This is a genomic window from Halorubellus litoreus (assembly GCF_055378595.1).
Genome location: NZ_AP043835.1, coordinates 90,873 through 107,047, shown reverse-complemented (window position 1 = coordinate 107,047; position 16,175 = coordinate 90,873). Strand labels below are relative to the sequence as shown.

The 16,175-nt window shown below is 60.0% G+C and carries 17 protein-coding genes; 13 read left to right on the top strand and 4 right to left on the bottom strand.

The window, feature by feature from the left end; translation table 11 throughout:
• Positions 1 to 51 precede the first annotated feature (51 nt).
• Both ACZ48X_RS03250 and ACZ48X_RS03245 read right to left on the bottom strand, forming a co-directional pair.
• Positions 52 to 348, bottom strand: coding sequence for a DUF3006 family protein (locus ACZ48X_RS03250; RefSeq protein WP_379762811.1), 297 nt, complete (start codon positions 346 to 348; stop codon positions 52 to 54).
• Positions 339 to 1,790 carry a lamin tail domain-containing protein gene (locus ACZ48X_RS03245; RefSeq protein ID WP_336351828.1) on the bottom strand — a complete coding sequence of 484 codons (1,452 nt, stop codon included), beginning with the start codon at positions 1,788 to 1,790 and terminating at the stop codon, positions 339 to 341. Before ACZ48X_RS03245 ends, ACZ48X_RS03250 begins: the two co-directional genes overlap by 10 nt.
• Positions 1,791 to 2,003: 213 nt before the next feature.
• On the opposite strand from ACZ48X_RS03245, the gene ACZ48X_RS03240 reads away from it, so the two are divergent.
• The 10 genes from ACZ48X_RS03240 (at position 2,004) to ACZ48X_RS03195 (ending at position 12,770) form a co-directional block, all read left to right on the top strand.
• Positions 2,004 to 3,698, top strand: a complete 1,695-nt coding sequence (locus ACZ48X_RS03240) for a hypothetical protein (RefSeq protein WP_336351829.1) — start codon at positions 2,004 to 2,006, stop codon at positions 3,696 to 3,698.
• 106 nt (positions 3,699 to 3,804) lie between these two features.
• The gene (locus ACZ48X_RS03235) at positions 3,805 to 4,665 is read left to right on the top strand and encodes a GIY-YIG nuclease family protein (RefSeq protein WP_336351830.1); all 861 of its coding nucleotides are present in this window, start codon (positions 3,805 to 3,807) and stop codon (positions 4,663 to 4,665) included.
• A 1,159-nt stretch (positions 4,666 to 5,824) separates the two neighbouring features.
• Positions 5,825 to 6,820 (top strand): single stranded DNA-binding domain-containing protein, encoded by a 996-nt coding sequence (locus tag ACZ48X_RS03230; protein ID WP_336351831.1) that lies wholly within the window; start codon positions 5,825 to 5,827, stop codon positions 6,818 to 6,820.
• 699 nt (positions 6,821 to 7,519) lie between these two features.
• Positions 7,520 to 8,197, top strand: a complete 678-nt coding sequence (locus ACZ48X_RS03225) for a nucleotidyltransferase domain-containing protein (protein WP_379762772.1) — start codon at positions 7,520 to 7,522, stop codon at positions 8,195 to 8,197.
• Positions 8,190 to 8,678, top strand: coding sequence for a hypothetical protein (locus tag ACZ48X_RS03220; RefSeq protein WP_336351833.1), 489 nt, complete (start codon positions 8,190 to 8,192; stop codon positions 8,676 to 8,678). Before ACZ48X_RS03225 ends, ACZ48X_RS03220 begins: the two co-directional genes overlap by 8 nt.
• 83 nt (positions 8,679 to 8,761) lie before the next feature.
• Entirely contained in the window at positions 8,762 to 9,745 is a 984-nt protein-coding gene (locus ACZ48X_RS03215) for a replication factor A (RefSeq protein WP_336351834.1), read from the top strand.
• Between the two features lie 87 nt (positions 9,746 to 9,832).
• Positions 9,833 to 10,441, top strand: a complete 609-nt coding sequence (locus tag ACZ48X_RS03210) for a DNA-binding protein (RefSeq protein ID WP_336351835.1) — start codon at positions 9,833 to 9,835, stop codon at positions 10,439 to 10,441.
• A gap of 260 nt (positions 10,442 to 10,701) precedes the next feature.
• Entirely contained in the window at positions 10,702 to 11,631 is a 930-nt protein-coding gene (locus ACZ48X_RS03205; protein ID WP_336351836.1) for a transcription initiation factor IIB, read from the top strand.
• Entirely contained in the window at positions 11,571 to 12,299 is a 729-nt protein-coding gene (locus ACZ48X_RS03200; protein WP_464379814.1) for a hypothetical protein, read from the top strand. Before ACZ48X_RS03205 ends, ACZ48X_RS03200 begins: the two co-directional genes overlap by 61 nt.
• Positions 12,300 to 12,425: 126 nt before the next feature.
• A complete protein-coding gene (locus tag ACZ48X_RS03195) occupies positions 12,426 to 12,770 on the top strand; it encodes a hypothetical protein (protein ID WP_336351838.1) in 345 nt (114 codons plus the stop codon).
• Positions 12,771 to 12,788: 18 nt separating this feature from the next.
• On the opposite strand, the gene ACZ48X_RS03190 is transcribed toward ACZ48X_RS03195, so the two are convergent.
• Positions 12,789 to 12,992, bottom strand: a complete 204-nt coding sequence (locus tag ACZ48X_RS03190; protein ID WP_336351839.1) for an exodeoxyribonuclease VII small subunit — start codon at positions 12,990 to 12,992, stop codon at positions 12,789 to 12,791.
• Positions 12,993 to 13,006: 14 nt separating this feature from the next.
• Positions 13,007 to 14,251, bottom strand: a complete 1,245-nt coding sequence (gene xseA / locus ACZ48X_RS03185; protein WP_336351840.1) for an exodeoxyribonuclease VII large subunit — start codon at positions 14,249 to 14,251, stop codon at positions 13,007 to 13,009.
• Between the two features lie 56 nt (positions 14,252 to 14,307).
• On the opposite strand from xseA, the gene ACZ48X_RS03180 reads away from it, so the two are divergent.
• The 3 genes from ACZ48X_RS03180 (at position 14,308) to ACZ48X_RS03170 (ending at position 16,143) form a co-directional block, all read left to right on the top strand.
• Positions 14,308 to 14,574 (top strand): hypothetical protein, encoded by a 267-nt coding sequence (locus ACZ48X_RS03180; RefSeq protein ID WP_336351841.1) that lies wholly within the window; start codon positions 14,308 to 14,310, stop codon positions 14,572 to 14,574.
• A 226-nt stretch (positions 14,575 to 14,800) separates the two neighbouring features.
• On the top strand, positions 14,801 to 15,352 hold the full coding sequence (locus ACZ48X_RS03175; protein WP_464379813.1) for a winged helix-turn-helix domain-containing protein: 552 nt from the start codon (positions 14,801 to 14,803) through the stop codon (positions 15,350 to 15,352).
• Positions 15,353 to 15,357: 5 nt separating this feature from the next.
• Positions 15,358 to 16,143 (top strand): hypothetical protein, encoded by a 786-nt coding sequence (locus ACZ48X_RS03170; protein WP_336351843.1) that lies wholly within the window; start codon positions 15,358 to 15,360, stop codon positions 16,141 to 16,143.
• Positions 16,144 to 16,175 lie beyond the last annotated feature (32 nt).

Below are 16,175 nucleotides of genomic sequence, written 5' to 3'. Positions count from 1 at the left end.
TCTTGGACTCGCGTCGAGCAGACGCGTCTCTGCCAGGTCTCCGGAGTTTCATTACGTTTCGTCGTCGCTTGGTGGTCGACTCGATAACCGATCAAAGCGATTCTGGGCGGCCTCTTGCCGGTCCTCTGTCTTTGCAGGCTCATAGCTCCAGTCGACGACCGCCTCGTCTCGAACGATGACTGTGAAGAGGGCGTCTGCGTGCCGCCCATCCTCAGGGAGGTCACTCGCCTCCCGGACGTCGCTGGCGACGTCCTCGCCATCCTGTTCGTAGAAGATCGTGGCGAGCCCATCCTCGATCGAATCCACGACCGCCGTGTAGGTGCCGTCATCGAGGTCGATCATTCGTATGCCTCCTCTAGCACGATATCGCCTTGGCTATTCCGCACGATTACGGTGTCGCCACCATTGTTCCAGATTGGCGAGCCACTCCCCCAATAGAGCGCGGCGGTGGTGTCAGCGCCACTTCCTGTGTAGAGGGTAAGCGTCTCCCCTGGCGCGAGCGTCGTCCCGTCGGGGACAGTATACGTGTGACCTGCTGCATCCGCGATCGTCCACCCCGAGATGTCGAGCGTCTCACTCCCGGTGTTCTCGAAGACGAGGTACTCGTCGTTGAGATTCTCTCCATCCGACCCTTCGGCGTCCGCATGCACCTCCCGGAGGACGAGCTCACCGTCAGCCACTGTGGTTGTACCGCCGTCCGTCGCGACCGCCGTCGTCGACGAAGGCTGGAGACTACGCCCGTTGAGGACCGTGCGTTCGACAACCGCACCGCTCGACCCCGGTTCGACAGCGTCACCATCCCGAAGTCGACCTGGGGTCGTGGGCGCGTCAGATTGCGTCCGAACGGACACTCGCTCCCCGTCACTCACCAAGACGATATCGCCGTGTGTCGCGGTCCAGTACGCTGGGATATCTCGCGTGCTCAAGCGCTGGAGCATCTCCTCAGTTGGATGCCCGTACTGGGAGTCATACGCGCTCGAAATGACCACGGTCTGTGGCTGGACTGCATCCAGCAGGCCGGGGCTCGTCGACGACGACGACCCGTGATGGCCCGCCTTCAGGACCGTCGCATTCAGTCGCTCACCGTACTCCTCGACCAGGTATGCTTCCTGGTCGTCCTCCGCATCGCCCGTCAAGAGCACACTCGTCGTCCCATAGGAGAGTTTCAGGACGATACTGTTCTCGTTACGCGCTTCACTCTCCAGATACGGCTCCGGTGGGCCGAACACACCCACATCGACGCCCTCGAATTGAACTGAATCACCCTCCCGTGTCTCATACAACGTCACCCCATGCTCTTCGATTGCATCGAGGTACTCGCTATACGTCTGCGTACTCGCCGCAATCCCCGGATCATAGACCGCTCCGATACCGTCGGCCTCCGTCTCATAGTACTCGATGATCGCCGCATTCCCACCGATATGATCCGCGTCATTATGCGAGACGACGAGGTGGTCGATGCGGGTGATGTTGTGCGCTCGCAAGTACTGGAGGACGTGCTCGCCATCGTCCTGATAATGCCCCGTATCATACACCAACGTCTCTCCCGTCGGCCCAATGACGAGCACACTCAACGACTGCCCAACATTGATATAGTGAACCTCCACCGATCCGTTCACACCCCCACCCCCACTACTATTCGTCCCCACTCCAGACGTCGTCGTCACCGTCGACTCCTCCACAGTCGCATCCGACTCCGTCTCCGTCACCGGCACCGCACTCGAACACCCAGCCAACACCACCACCAACGCCACCAAGAGCACACGGAGCGAGCCGCCCGAATCTTGCATACTCACCCCTACAACACCCACGCATAAGACCCTCAGCCCGCCCTATCCTGTCGACTATTGCAACAGCTGGGGTACCTTGAGGCGGTTGGAATCAAACGAGGAGCTTCGAAGTCGTTGAAGCCAGACACAACAAACTATCAGCTGAAATCCACCGTAGTGCGGTCACAGTGGTCGCCGATAGAGTCAATATTTAATACCCGAATTCATTATATGATGGCAGTTGTTCATGAGTATGTCCCGAATAGTTCGAAATCTGGGTTCTATATTCGGGACGGGTTTGATGGAAAAGTCGTCACCTATCAGGTCTCAGTCCCTGCGGAAAACCTTCTCCGAGCCTTGGACTTCGAGGACGGTGATTCGCTCCCAAATGAGCTCTTTGGTGTTTTAAATAAACTACAGCTGATCTACACTCACCACTCAGGAGTCGAACCAATTGAATCTCTCAAAGAACTCTCTGACCTCGACAGCGAGATCGGAGTGCTGGAAGCAGAAGACCGCGAAGAGATGCTGGAATACCTCCTCAACCATGTGAAACTAGAGGACAACGAGGAGGCTGAGATCCGAGAGTATGCAGCGGACCACGACATTTCTCTGAAAGAACTTTCAACAGCCAAGTCTTCGGATCAGCGTCCAGATACCGACGACGCAACCCCGGGCCACGAAGATACTAGCGACCCCAATCGCTCCGCAACCAAGCCCCCGTCACGGTATTCAGGCAAGAATCTCGGCAGTCCAGAGATCGAGTGTGAATATTGTGCGGCGGAGTTGAACGCTGTCGATTATCTGAATCACGTAAAACTCTTAGGTGGAACTCATTCCGAACCTGGGGAGTTCCCAGATGACTTCACTCCTGGCACGGCCACGGTACTCAAAGACGCTGGAGCAGATATTATTTATCCAGAAGATTCTGATGACGGGTATCGCTACTATCCCGTCTGTCGGTGGTGTGGACAGCGGTTCTTCCGTTTCCCCGCTTTCGAGATTCATCTGGACAGTAATCGCGAGGGGAAGGACTTACAGGTCCATGAGATGAATCCAGAACGCTACTCGCGGCCTGTGTTACTACCCTTTGATGGCGATGACCTTGCAGTGTCTCGCCAGATTCTCGCTGAAGGATTCACCGACACAGCACTTTCAGACATGTCCTTCGCGACTGATTCCTTGGGGCGTCCCCCGAATGATTGGGGTCACGAGACGTGGCGGGCAACTGAGTCCGACACGGAACAGTCCGAGCGTAATGCAGGAAGCCAAGGACCCGCCACGGTTCCTGAGCGACGTGAGGCATACGAGAAACGGTGGCTGTTAGTCGGACTATCGCGGTTCTTAAAGATTCTTAGTAAGTATACTGATGATGAATCGATTCGAACCGAACTTACTCAACAGCAGGAGACAATAATCGACAGACTTCACGAACTTCGAGCAGAGACCGAAGATACCAGTCTCTCACTCCGTGAATACCGTGAATCATGGACTCAGCCGCAGGATGGGTTGAAAGTACCAGATGAACTGCTTGATGAACTCTTACCTGGGAAGTATCGCGGAGATCTGTATGTTCCGCCTGGCTATTGCTATCCAATTGAGAGCGTCTACGACCGAATGGAGCGAGCATGGATTGAACAACAATTCCCAAGCGGAAACGAGAGTTCACCATCCCCACACACGTCTGACACAGCAGTTCCAAACCAAGAACAGAACGGGACCGAAGAGACGGCGGATTCAGGTTCTGTCATGGTCTCACTTGACGTGATTCAAGATACCTTGGAGACCTTTCGAGCACACGAAGACGCTAAACGAGAATCCTCGTGGTTCCACGCCGCTGAGATTCTCCGAAATAATTTAGATCAAGACACCAACAAACAACTTCAGTCCGATTCCGAAGCTACACTCGAATCCGACACATCTCAATGAATCGTCGTAGATGACAGCCCCGGGCAGATTGGAGATTGCCGGAACCAGCTTTGCTCTGTCTCTCCCAATTGCTTTTAATTCGCTATCCGTCTAACCCCGAGTAGAGATGGTGACTGACGCAGGGGTGTACGACGAGGACTGGCTTGATCTTGAGTGGTCGCCGTGGGTGAGTCTCGAACCCGAAGACGAAGCATTAGGCATCTTCTCGACAGACCCAGGGCTCTATCGCGTCCGACACCCAGCGTACGATGGCCTCATCTATATCGGTGAAACCGGGCGCAGCCTCCGTGGCCGACTCCGCGCCCTCATCCGAGGTGTCTTCGACGACCAGATGCCGTACAGTGACCCACATACTGCATCCCCCAGTCTCTGGGCAATCGCAGACCGCCACGGCCGTGGGTTCGAAGTCTCAGGCACCACAACCGAGCACGCTGCGGACAAACACCAACGGAAAGCCATCGAAGAAGCCCTCATCGCACGCCACCGCCGAGACACCAACACGAACCTCATCGGGAACTTCGGCCGCATGCCCCCCGGCTACACCAAATCCAGATCCAGATCCACCGGCGACCGCGGCACCAAATCGCCCGACGCCGACCGAGACTACACCACCGGCGTCGACCCTCTCCCATGGACCAACGCCACCGACGTCCTCGCCCCAGACTGGATGGGGCTTGACTGGTCAAACCCACGCCCGCTCAGCGACGTCACAGACACCGTTCCACCAGCCCCCGGCCTCTACCGCATCTGGAACCCCAACACCGCACCGCCACTCGAATACATCGGCCAATCCGTCACCCTCAAAAACCGCCTCACTACTCACCGCCGCAACCGAGACCCAACCCTCCACTTCTCATACACCCCCCGCCCGGAGAACAACGAGAAATTCCAACTCAGCCAAACCGAATCCGAACTCATCGGCGCCCACTGGCTCGCCACAACCCACCCACCAACCGACCAATTCTAACAACCCAACTACACACTCCCGTCTCAGGGACCCCACGTAGCAAGCCCTCAGCCGGCTCGCGGCCGCTCCGCGACATATCCGCGCTCCCAGCCAATCGCGCGGATAGGGGTCGACGGAGGCGACCACGCCAGGGGCGCGAGCCGGCTTCGCCCTTGCATCCACCAGGCCTGCACGAATTCGGCCGAGCGTGTGACCGCTGCAGTTCGGGTGTGAACAAAGACAGGCCGCCCGGGCTGGCTTTCGTGGGGTTGACCGCCGGTCGGATCGGTTCCGCATCGGCGTTTCCTCGCGGCGGCCGTCTCGCGAGTCGACGCGCACGCGCTGAGCGCGCGCACGGATTCCATGTCGACCCCATGCGGGGTCGTGCCTCGTCGGCCGCCGCGAGCGCTACGCCTCGCACGCCGCCGACCGCCGGGCGGCGTGCTCGCCCACGGCGCGTCCGCCACGCCCACCCATATCCTCCAGGCTTCTCTCTCGGCGCGCCGCCCCGCGGGGTCGCGACAGTGGTCGCGACTGCCGTTGCGTTCACGACGCCCTCGACTCCTCGCCTGGCGGCGAGATTCTCGACCGTCGTGACGGACGGGCCGGCGCGCCGTCGGAGACACCTCACCCGTCCGCCGCGGCCGACACCCGTGGGGTGCTGGCCGCGACGCACGGGGTTGCGGTGCCACTTCGTGGCTTCCCGAGGCGCTGTCGCGCCGGGGGTTCCAAAGAAAACCCCTTGAAGCGGTCGATAGCTCGCGGTCCGCACCGCCCGCGAGCGATTCGCTTTCCGAGCGATCTCGACGCCCGCAGTCCGCCGCGGACCGGACGCGCCCACTACGGGGGCGCGTTGCGCTCCGCCGACGGCCTGCGGGGTCGAGACGACCAGCATCAAGGGGTTTGTCTTTTCGAAACTTCCAGGTGTGGTTCCCGGGGCGAGAACAGCCCGCAGGGGCCGCCAGCAACCACGTGGTGGGCGGTCGACCAAGCGCGTACTCGGCGCGAGGACGTGGTCGGTCGTGCTGCCAGTTTGTGTGCCCCACGGTGGGGTGAGGGGCGACGTGGAAACGCGTGGCTCAGCAGTCGTAGAAACGAGGCGTGGTGATGACACGCCTCAAGCGGAATCCTAAGAGGAATTCCAATGTACGATACGAGTGATTTCGGTAAGACGGTTTCGGTGGCAGAGAGCGAGACTGACGAGTTCACGCGGTCGGTGCACGAGGCGACGCCGCATCTGCGGGAGACGCCGGTAGCGCAACAGGTCGAGGACCCACAGGGCGTGCTCGCGAGTGCGGCAGCGGAGACCGAGCGCGGTGAGGAACTCAGACCCTCGAACGCCCAGGAGTTCCAGGGCGAACGCGATTACGACTGGAGTACGCGCGCTGGTCTGGACCATCCGTGGGGGGCGACGCTCGCCCAGGAGGAACGGCGACTCGCCGAGGAACGGGAACTCAGAGCACAGCGTGAGCGGGCACTCAGAGCGCACGATGCGGGCGTGGACCGTGCGGGGTCGAGTCGCGTGCAGTGCGAGGCGGAGGCGCGTGAGCAGCGAGTGAGGATGATTGAGCGCGGGCAGAGGGACGAGGTGTCGTCGATTCGGGCGGACCCACGGTCAGAGCTCGACGCGGGCGCCATCGGGGAGTGCAACCGGGACGCAGACAGGTTGTCGAGTGCGCGGTCGTGTGCGCCATCGCGAGCAGCACTGAGTCGGATGCTCGCCGAGGAGCGAGCGGACGGGAAGGGAGCGCTCGCAGCCCTCCTGGCGGTCCAAGAGCAGTTGGATGAGATGAGTGGCGTCCCACGTGCCATCGAGTCGTTCGAGTCGTGGATGGGGAACCCGGGATACGACGTGCGGGTGACGGTCGAAGCCCGCGTCGAGACGCTGTACTATCCACACTCGACGAGCCAACAACAGGTCGCTATCCTCGACGATGGAACCTCGAAGGCGAAGTTGACGGTGTGGCGAAGTTCGCTCGAAGACACCATCCTCCGCGAGGGCGACCGGGTGCGGGTGACGGGCGGCCTCGCAGGATGGTACTCGGGACAGGCGCAGGTGGCGGTGGACTCGAAGACGCGCATCAGCGTCCTTGAGCGCGGCGATGGACCAGCGACCCGGCGGAGCGACGGCACCGTCTTCGGCGCCAAGTACCACAAGCGCCAGAACCAGGCATAGACCCACAGCACTCTTTTTTCGCTGTCGACCACCTCCCCGCCCACCGCTCCCGCCCCCTGGCGGGGGCGGCAGCCACAACCCCGACGACCGCACCACAGTGACCGCAGAAAACCCATCCACACACGTCGAGGTCGCGCGCGAAAAAGCCCAAGGACCGCACGACACCACCTCCCACCCGCCTCCAGGTTCCAGGCGACTCACCCACCGGGTAAGTCGCCGGGCTTTCCCTTCCGTCACCACGGCCACCTTTCAGATCCTGACAACATTGGGCGCTGGGTAGAGCGGTTCAGTACAGCACGACGGACTGGTTCTATCCACAGACCTAGCGCTGAATCTCCTGGTAAGTAAGATTGCGAGTTGAACACCGGTCGCGGTCAGGCGTACGCCGAGCGGAGCGAGGCGTTTCACCGCCGGAGCCGTCGGAGACGGCGGAGGCGGCCTTTTTCACCCATGTTTTTGCCGCGAGCGGTTCGCGCGGAGCGCGAACCCGAGCGGGAAAAAGATGGTCTGTATCTACCGCTTTAGAGGACCGAAATCAGGCATATTGGTTTGCTGTTTCTTCTCTGTCTGGGGCGTTGACTCATAGGCCTTCTATAGGTGACCTGCCGTCTTCCTTGTTTGAGATTTTCCGGTGTCTGCTCACCGTCCCCGGCACCACCTTTTTATGCCGTTGCACAGTATCAGACAGTATCCGAAGAGATGAAACAAGGTATAAACATATGCGTAGATGTGCCCTCGTCGAGCGATGGCACGGTCTTCCGGATAGAAGCAGCCGACGAGATACTTCGACTGCTCGCTGACGCCCATGAGACCGAGTTCACGATTCCAGAACTCGTCGACGCAACTGGCGTGACCAGATCGACCGTGTGGCGGGCCGTCGAATTACTCGAGAGCATCAGTGCTGTCCAAGTCCGCGAGACCCCACAGCGAAACTACGTCTCAATCCATCCAGAACGCCTCCAGAAGAATGACCCGCTCTTAGCCATCGAGCAACCGGAGTTCCGCGCGCCGATCCGGGAATTCGTCGACCGAACGGTCGATGCTGTCGGAGCGACCGACGAGGTCGAAGACATCGAGGGAGTCCTCGTCTTCGGGAGCGTCGCTCGCGGCGAGGCTGACCGCCGCAGCGACATTGACCTCTTCGTCGTGGTTCGTGGCGACCGAACAACCGCCAGACGAACAATCACCGACGTCGTGTCTGAACTCGAAGACGAGAGGTTCGATGGCGATCGTTTCGAGTTCGAGCCCTACGTCGAGACTACTGAGAGTGCAACACGGGCAGGATCGAAACTGCAGGAGATCTTCCAGGAAGGCATCACCGTCTATGGCGGCGACGAGCTAACTGACCTTCGGAAAGCGGTGTTCAGCGATGAGTAGCACGCGTATCGACCAACTCATCGACGACGTCAGGGCCGCGTTCGACCGTCGGCCAATGAAAATCGAACCCGGGCTGGATGTCAGCAGCCCTGCGCTCTTGCAACTCCGGAAAGCATGTCGGCTCCTTGCTGGCGCAGACGCACTCCGTGATGCGGAATTCTATACCCTCGTCATCGAAGCGTCGTTCGTCGCCATCGAACGCACCGTCGAATTTCGACTCCTCGAGCAAGGCACCACAGACCCCGACGACCTCCCAGGCACGCACCCGGGTGTCTATGAGGAAGCCGCTCGGATTGGGATTTTCTCCGAGACGACAGCGAACGAGCTTGCGGAGCTTTGGCGGGATCATCGAGCGAAGACGTACTATCAGGATGGGCTTGCTGCTGCTGACCGTGGTGAGAAGATGCACGCACTCGCGCAGGAACTCCACGCCTACATCGTCGGACAGTCTAGCCAGGGCCACGAGTGCATCTGCGAGTGACGATCTACCGATAGACGCCAATTTTTGTTCCCCCGGGTGGGGTGCGGGGTGAGATGTGTGGTGCCCCGCGTGAGTTGATTCCAATGCCTGCAAGCAACTATGCCGAGATGGCTGCAGAGATCTCCGACCAGTTCGACGACGCCGGCGCCGACCTCATGCACAGCGAGCGCGAGATCGCCGAGCTGCTCGCGACCCTCATCGATGACTACCAGGTCCAGCGCGACGAAGCCAAGTCCTCGGTCCAGCATCGCCTCCTCGAGGACACCAATCTCGACGCGACGACGTTCTTCGGCGGGTCCAACACCACGCTCGACGCGGGCGACCTCAGTGGGGCTGACGTCTGGGGTGGCATGGAAGTTCAGGTCCTCCAACTGTGGGACGTCGACCACGACGCCATCGCCCAGAAGGGGCTCATCGGCGACGAGACGGGGACGACGATGTTCACCGCGTTCACATCGAGCGACCTCCCCCGATTGGAGGAGGGCGCGTCGTATCGGCTGACGAACGTCGTCACCGACGAGTACGACGGCGAGTACTCGGTGAAACTCAACTCGAAGACCGGTATCGAGCCCCTCAGTGAGGGCGTCGCGGTCGAAGATGCGTCGACGACGTTGGAGGGTGCGCTCGTCGCGATCCAGTCACCGAGTGGGCTCATCAAGCGCTGTCCCGAGGACGACTGCTCGCGCGTCGTCGGGTCGGGGTCGTGTCCGGACCACGGTGACGTCGCCGGTGAGTTCGACATGCGTCTCAAGGCCGTCCTCGACGACGGTGAGGACGCTCACCGGGTGCTGTTCGATCAAGCGGCGACCGAGGCCGTCACGGGCATCTCGATGAGTGAAGCGAAACAGCAGGCGATGGACGCCCTGGACACGAGTGTGGTCGAGGACCGGATGCGTGACCTCCTTGAAGGCCGGTACTATCGCGTGGAGGGCCGGCAGACGGGGTCGTGGTATCTCGTCGATGGCGCCGACAAGTTCCACAAGGACACGGACGTGGACGCGCTCCAGGCCGAAGCGAGTTCGCTCGCCAACCAACTCGGCGACGAGATAGCCGACGCAGCAGCCTGACCGGTCAGACGCGGCCCGTTTTGTATGCCCCCTGTCGGGGTGGAGGGGTGAGACGAGAGCCCCCGACGCAATCGAGGTTCACTACTTATGGAACGACAACCAGCGGTTCGACTGTTCGCCGAAGAGCTGACTGACTGCACCGACGAGTTCACGGAGTCCGACGAGGAACGAGCACCGTCGTTCGTGACGCTCCCAAGCGGTGGGAAGGCCAACCGGGTGTTCATGGTCGGGACGCTCACGAACGTCGAGGATATCGGGTCGGATTCGGAGTACTGGCAGGCTCGAGTGGTCGATCCGACGGGCGCGGTGAACGTGTACGCGGGCGAGTACCAACAGGAAGCGATGGCGACACTCCGCCAGCTCGAAGCACCGACGTACGTCGCGGTCACCGGCAAGCCCCGCGTCTACGAGCCCGAGGACAGCGACGAAGCCTACGTGTCGCTCCGGCCAGAGTCCATCCAGGTCGTCGACGAAGACACGCGAGAGACGTGGGTGGTGGAGACGGCCGCCGCAACGATGGAACGCATCGGCCGGAGCATCCACCCCGACGAGTCAGAGGGCGAACGCGCCCGGGAGGTCTACGACGACCTCGACGTCGGGGCGTACCACGAGAGCGTCGAGCGCGCACTCGAGAGTCTGGAAGTCGAGGCTGACGCGGACGTTGGCCCGGCGGGGACGCCCGCAAGCGCGGACTGACCACAGCGAGCGCGAACATTTTCGCGAGATAGTTTCGCAACTCCTGTTCGCTGTCTACGAGAAAGCCCACCCACGCGCGTCGAGGTCGCGCGCGAGGAAACAGGCACCCTAGCGCCGCGGCTTCCCCGCCTCCCCACCCTCCGCTCCGTGCTCGCTTCGCTGCGCGCGCAGCCACGACCTCACCGCACCGCCTCACATCGACCGGTGTTTCTCACTCGCCCAGCCAGCACGCGCGAGATTCGCCAAGCGCGTTCAAATCCATGTCTCAGATTGTCTCCGACACTGTCGAGTCCAGCAGTCGAACCGACACCAAGTCACGCTCGTGTCCCGAGTGTGACGGCACCATCGCGACCACCGACCACGAGTCCGTCTGCCAGCGCTGTGGGCTCGTCGTCGACGACCACCACATCGACCGTGGTCCGGACTGGCGGCCCACCGACGACACCGAGAGCAAACGCCACACTGGGACCGCGCGAACGGAAACCCTTCACGACCGCGGGCTCACCACCCAGATCGGCCACGGCCACGATGCGAACGGCAGGAGTCTCTCCGGGAAGAAACGCAGCCAGCTCAACCGGTTGCGTCGCGAGCACAAGCGCGGGATGTTCGAATCCAAAGCCGACCGGAACCTCGCCGAGGGGTTCACCGAGGTTCGACGCATTCTCAGCTGTCTCGACCTCTCGACGAACCTTCGCGAACAGGCCTGCCGGCTCTTCCGAACCGCCCAGTCCGAAGAGCTCCTGGTCGGCCAGTCAATCGAGCGCGTCGCCGCAGCCTGCGTGTACGCCGCCTGTCGATGTAACCAGACGCCTCGAACCATCGACGAGGTCGCCGAGCCCGCGAAGGTCGGCGCCGATACCCTCCAATCGACGTACAACACGTTGAACGCCGAACTCGACATCCCTGCCCCACCCCGCTCGCCAGTCGAGTTCGTCCCACAGCACGCCAGCGCGCTCGACGTCCCGGATCATGTCCGACAGACCGCGCGCGAGCTCGCCACCGTCGCGACGGAGACGAACGTTGCGATGGGGTGTGACCCCAGTGCGTTCGCCGGAAGCTGTCTCTACCAGGCCGGCCGCGACCATTCGTACCCAATCAGCCAGGATGCGGTCGGTGACGTCGTCGGTACGTGCGCGAAGACCATCCGCTCGCATCTTGCGCGGCTGGACGGCCTCGAGGACGACGCGTAATCACTACGCTGCGGTTTGTTCCTCGCCGAGCGAGGTGCGCGAACCTGTTGATCATGTCCACGACAACCCAGACTCCAGATGCAGCAAGCACGGGCACCGAACACGACGCACCTCTCGATTGGAGCGCGTTCACCCTCACGGCCAGCGGGCCAGCCACTCGACTCGCCGTCGACGACGACGCTACGTGGTGCGAACAGACCGAGACCACCCTCCACGTCAAACGCACCATCGACGACTACGACGACCTCCTCGCATTCGTCGACGTCTCTCGAAGCCGTCAGACGCGATACTTCGAATCCAGCGAGACGAACCGTCGCGACGACCGCCACGACGATGTCGTCGACACGCTCTTCGAGGAAGCCAGCGACGACCACCACCTCGGCGACCACCACGCCGAAGACTGGACCGTCCAAATCCAGGCCTCACTCAGCGCCTGGACCGACCTCTACAACAGCCTTCACAAACTCGACGACGCCGTTGACGACACCCACAGCAGCCGACTCGACCGCCTCGAAACCTTCCAGGAACACGACGTCCCCGGCCCGACGCTCGACATCGTCTGCGCCGTCGCCGCCACCCACTGCGGGAACGATTACAAACAGACCGACCACCTCATCGCCTACACCGACGCCACGAACACTAGTGAGCGTCTCACCGTCGCTGAGTGATTACTGTCGAGCGCAGCAATCGCCAACGTCTCTGCCCAGAACAATAATTCTTCTCTCCTTGTGTGGAATCAACTTGTTAAACCGCTATCTCTAAATACGGGGATACTGCAGTCAGTGGTCCGCACAATGTCCACACACGCTGACCCGTCGATTCGCTACGAGTGGTCGCTCGACGCCCTCAACGCCCACCACGGCGCACGCTGTTCGGGTGGCGCCAGCAAAGACATCTTATCCTTGTTGTTTGCGATATGGCTCAAAGACCAGGGCGACGTCTCCGACTGGGAACAGGCACCCGTTTTCGGGAAAATCGTGCATACCCATAGTACGCTTGTCTTGCCGACTATTGCCGTCTGGCTCGGGATCGACCAGAAGACCATCTACGATGCGCCTGCAGTTGGCACACCACCATATGAATTCCTCGGGCCCGATGGCGACCTCCTCAAGCTCGATCGAACCCTCTCTACTGACTGAGCGAGCAGGATAACCCCGCTACTCCTGTTCGAGAACGTCCCCAGACCCGAGATCGAGATCTTCCCCTACCGAGTCGATAATCGCCCGCCCCTCGTCACGGAGTTGCTTTGCGCGCTCAAGTGAGAGCTCACCAGCTTCAATCGTGTCGATGATCTCGTGGACGCGGTCCATCTTCTCGGAGATCGATGCCTCAGGGTCGATATCAGATTCAGCGTCGGTCATAATGGATGTCTTGGTTATGCCAGGATGATGTACGCGAGGAGCAAGAGTAACACGGCGACAAGCAAGGCGATAGCGGCGCGCTGTAGTCGCTGTCGCCGTTCATACTTTGCCTGCACGGCTGCTTCAGCCTCCTCCTGTGTTGCTTGCACGGCTTCCTCGACAGCCGCTTCTTTCGCTTGTTCGTGTGCTTCGGCTTGTTCGAGCGCGTCGTAGGCGTACTCGAGTCGATTCCCAAGTTCGGTCAGCTCCTGACTGGCCTGCGTTTCGAACGCTGCTTCCAGGCCTGTCTCGGTCCGCGTAAGGACACGCTCAGTGTGGCTCGTGTAGACGCGCTCGAGGTCTTCCTGTGCCCGATCGAGCTCTGCCGTTGCGTGCCGACTGAATGTGTCTTCGAGCCTAGCGGTCGCGTCTCTGAGTTCCTGTTCGAGCGTCTGTTTCTCTGGGACGACCTCGCCAGCATGTGTCGGTGTCATCACCCGCCTGTCGGCGACCTCCTCAGCGAGCGTGCGGTCGCGCTCGTGACCGATGCCGACGACAACCGGCGTCTCGGTGTTGAAGATTACACGACAGAGCGGGGTCTCGTTGAACACGCGGAGCGTCGTGTCGGCACCGCCGCCTCGTGTGAGGACGAGCACGTCGACGGCGGAATCGCGATCGAGGACGCTGATGGCCTCCATCATCTCCGTCATTGCTGCGTCTCCCTGCACCGTCGCGTGCTGGACGATGATATCCACGTCGGGATGGCGCGCGTGAATGCTCGTCACCGCGTCCTCCCGCGCATCACTATCCAGACTCGTCACGAGCCCGACTGTCTCCGGATGCTCAGGGAGCGGCTGTTTGTGGTCATCGTCGAGGGGGCCGTCGTCGGCCAACGTCGCCCGATTCTCCGCGTATATCTCGTTGTACTCGCTCTCGCCGAGTTCGATGGCGTCGTCGACCATCACCGAGCAACTCCCACGCGCCTCATAGTAGGTCAAGTCACCACTGACGGCCACCTGGAGGTCATCTTCGAGTTCGGCATCCACCCAATCCCGGCGATACCCGAGCAACACACTGTGAATGCTGTTGCCGTCGTGCGTCAGATCGAAGTGAGCGTTGCCGTTCGCCTCTCGATAGTCACTGACGTCCCCGACGACGTAATCGAAATAGAGTCCGTCACTCGCAGCCAGCACCTCACTGATGGACGAATTGAGCGTCTCAACCGTGACAGCTGTTGATCCATCCAACTCCTCGTGACCAGAGAGAATTCCCTCGAGCACGCTTCAAAACAGACGAAGTACACTCTCCACCTCTAGGGAACTTCCTCCAACCACCTATGCCCAAAACAGACGAAACCCACTCTCCGACTCCTGCTCGACAATACCTCAATCTCGTCCTCTGTCTGGTGGTGGCGATTGTCTCGGACTTGATCGCGGTTAGTTTGAAGTCCGAATTTATCGTCCAGTTCCTCGTAAGCGCGTTTCTCAAGAAGATCTACCAAGAGATCGACGCGACGTTCCTGAAGTTCGTCGATTGTTCTGAAGCTATTGAAGTACTCTGTGAGGTCGTCGTCGATCGCGTTGCGTCCGCCGGTGGTGACTAGAGGAAGTGGTTGGTGGTTCGGAGAGTCCGCCTGATGGGTTGGAGAGGCGGTTTCTGTGGTTCCCATATAAGCGTTGCAATACTGCAACAGTTTTATTACCCGTTGTGTAGAATGGCTATATGTAGACAGAAGAGCAGGGACCAAGCGTAGTAAGTGCAGTGTGAATCAGCGTCCCTCGCAGATAGAGTGAGTCAATCAGCCCATCCAGATCACCAATTTACAAATTATGAGTGCAAGTTCGGACGCGTCACCGTTGCAGCGGTTATTGGGTAGTGATGCACGTGCGGAGCTGGTCACTGCGTTCTTAAGCCGGCCCGGGAAGGAGCTTAGCGTCTCGGAAGTCGCAGACCTGGCGGATGTCGATCGTGCCAGCGTCTACCGTCACGTTGACACCCTTGTCGATGTTGGCCTCGTCAAGGAAGTTGAGGGCGGCAGTGGGAGATCGTTTCGCCTGCAAATGGACGACGAGCTCACCCAGTCCCTGGGGAAGTCACACCAGCTCTTGGTGCAACGCAGCCAGGCTGTGTCACCCCCCGATTCCGAGGAGGCAATTCAATCCGAAGACTCCCTAGAGAGCCTGCTTCCGGGACCACTAACTGTGGATCTCCTCAGACAGCTCTTGAAGGGGTCACAAGCATTCCGGCGTGGGGTAATAACCCTCGCTCAGGAGTGTTACGGAGATACGGATCAGGACGACACCGGAGTCAAAACCACTCTCGGTAACGTGAGCAGCAATTTGGGGGCTGCTCAGAGTCTCAAGAGCCGTATCAATTCGTGATCCCCATGTACGAAGGGGAGAACTTCGAAGAGGCCGTCGAAAACTTATTGTTCGATCTCAATAGTCTTGCCAGTGGTTCGGTCGACTCGACACTTGACCAGAATGGTGATGATCCTCGTTCTATCACAATTCATGTCGAAGAGCCTGAAGGCCCCGATTATTATATCGAAGGCAAAGAGGGAGACCGGTTCTTCTACATCAAGTGTTATTACAACCTTGTCATCGATATCGCGAACACACTAGGTCGCGATCAGATTCGTGACAAGCGAGAAGCTAGTTCATACCAGTATAGTGATAACGACCTATTTATATACCTTCCATCGGAAGTCACCTTAGTTGACGAACAAACAGAGGAGATCTGGAATAAGGACGGACAATCCAAAAACGGTGAGGAAAGTACTGACGAACCGGACGATGACACTGAGTTAGAAGACGTCAAAGTGTGGCGAAAGCGAATCGCAGCTGCACTTGATATTGTCAATGGGGTCTCCGATAAAGAAGAACAGGAGATTATATTCAACCTCGTCGATATCTTCTCCAACGTACCGGTAAAGTTCCGTGTGAATTCGGCAGCCAATGGGGGGCTAACAGGACTCGAAGTCCGTGAACGGATCTTCCCGTACGAGGAGAGCTTTAATATCAAATCACTCGATGAGTCAATTGTCCGGACGCGAATTCCAGCGAATATGGGGATGCTGTTCTTCCAATACATATATGACGTGAATATCCGCCAAGACGAGGATGGGACAATTGCAGAAAATCCCGCAGAACGACCAAACTTCCCGAACTAGCTCATTCCGTCGTCAAGTCCTTGGGAGCGTCG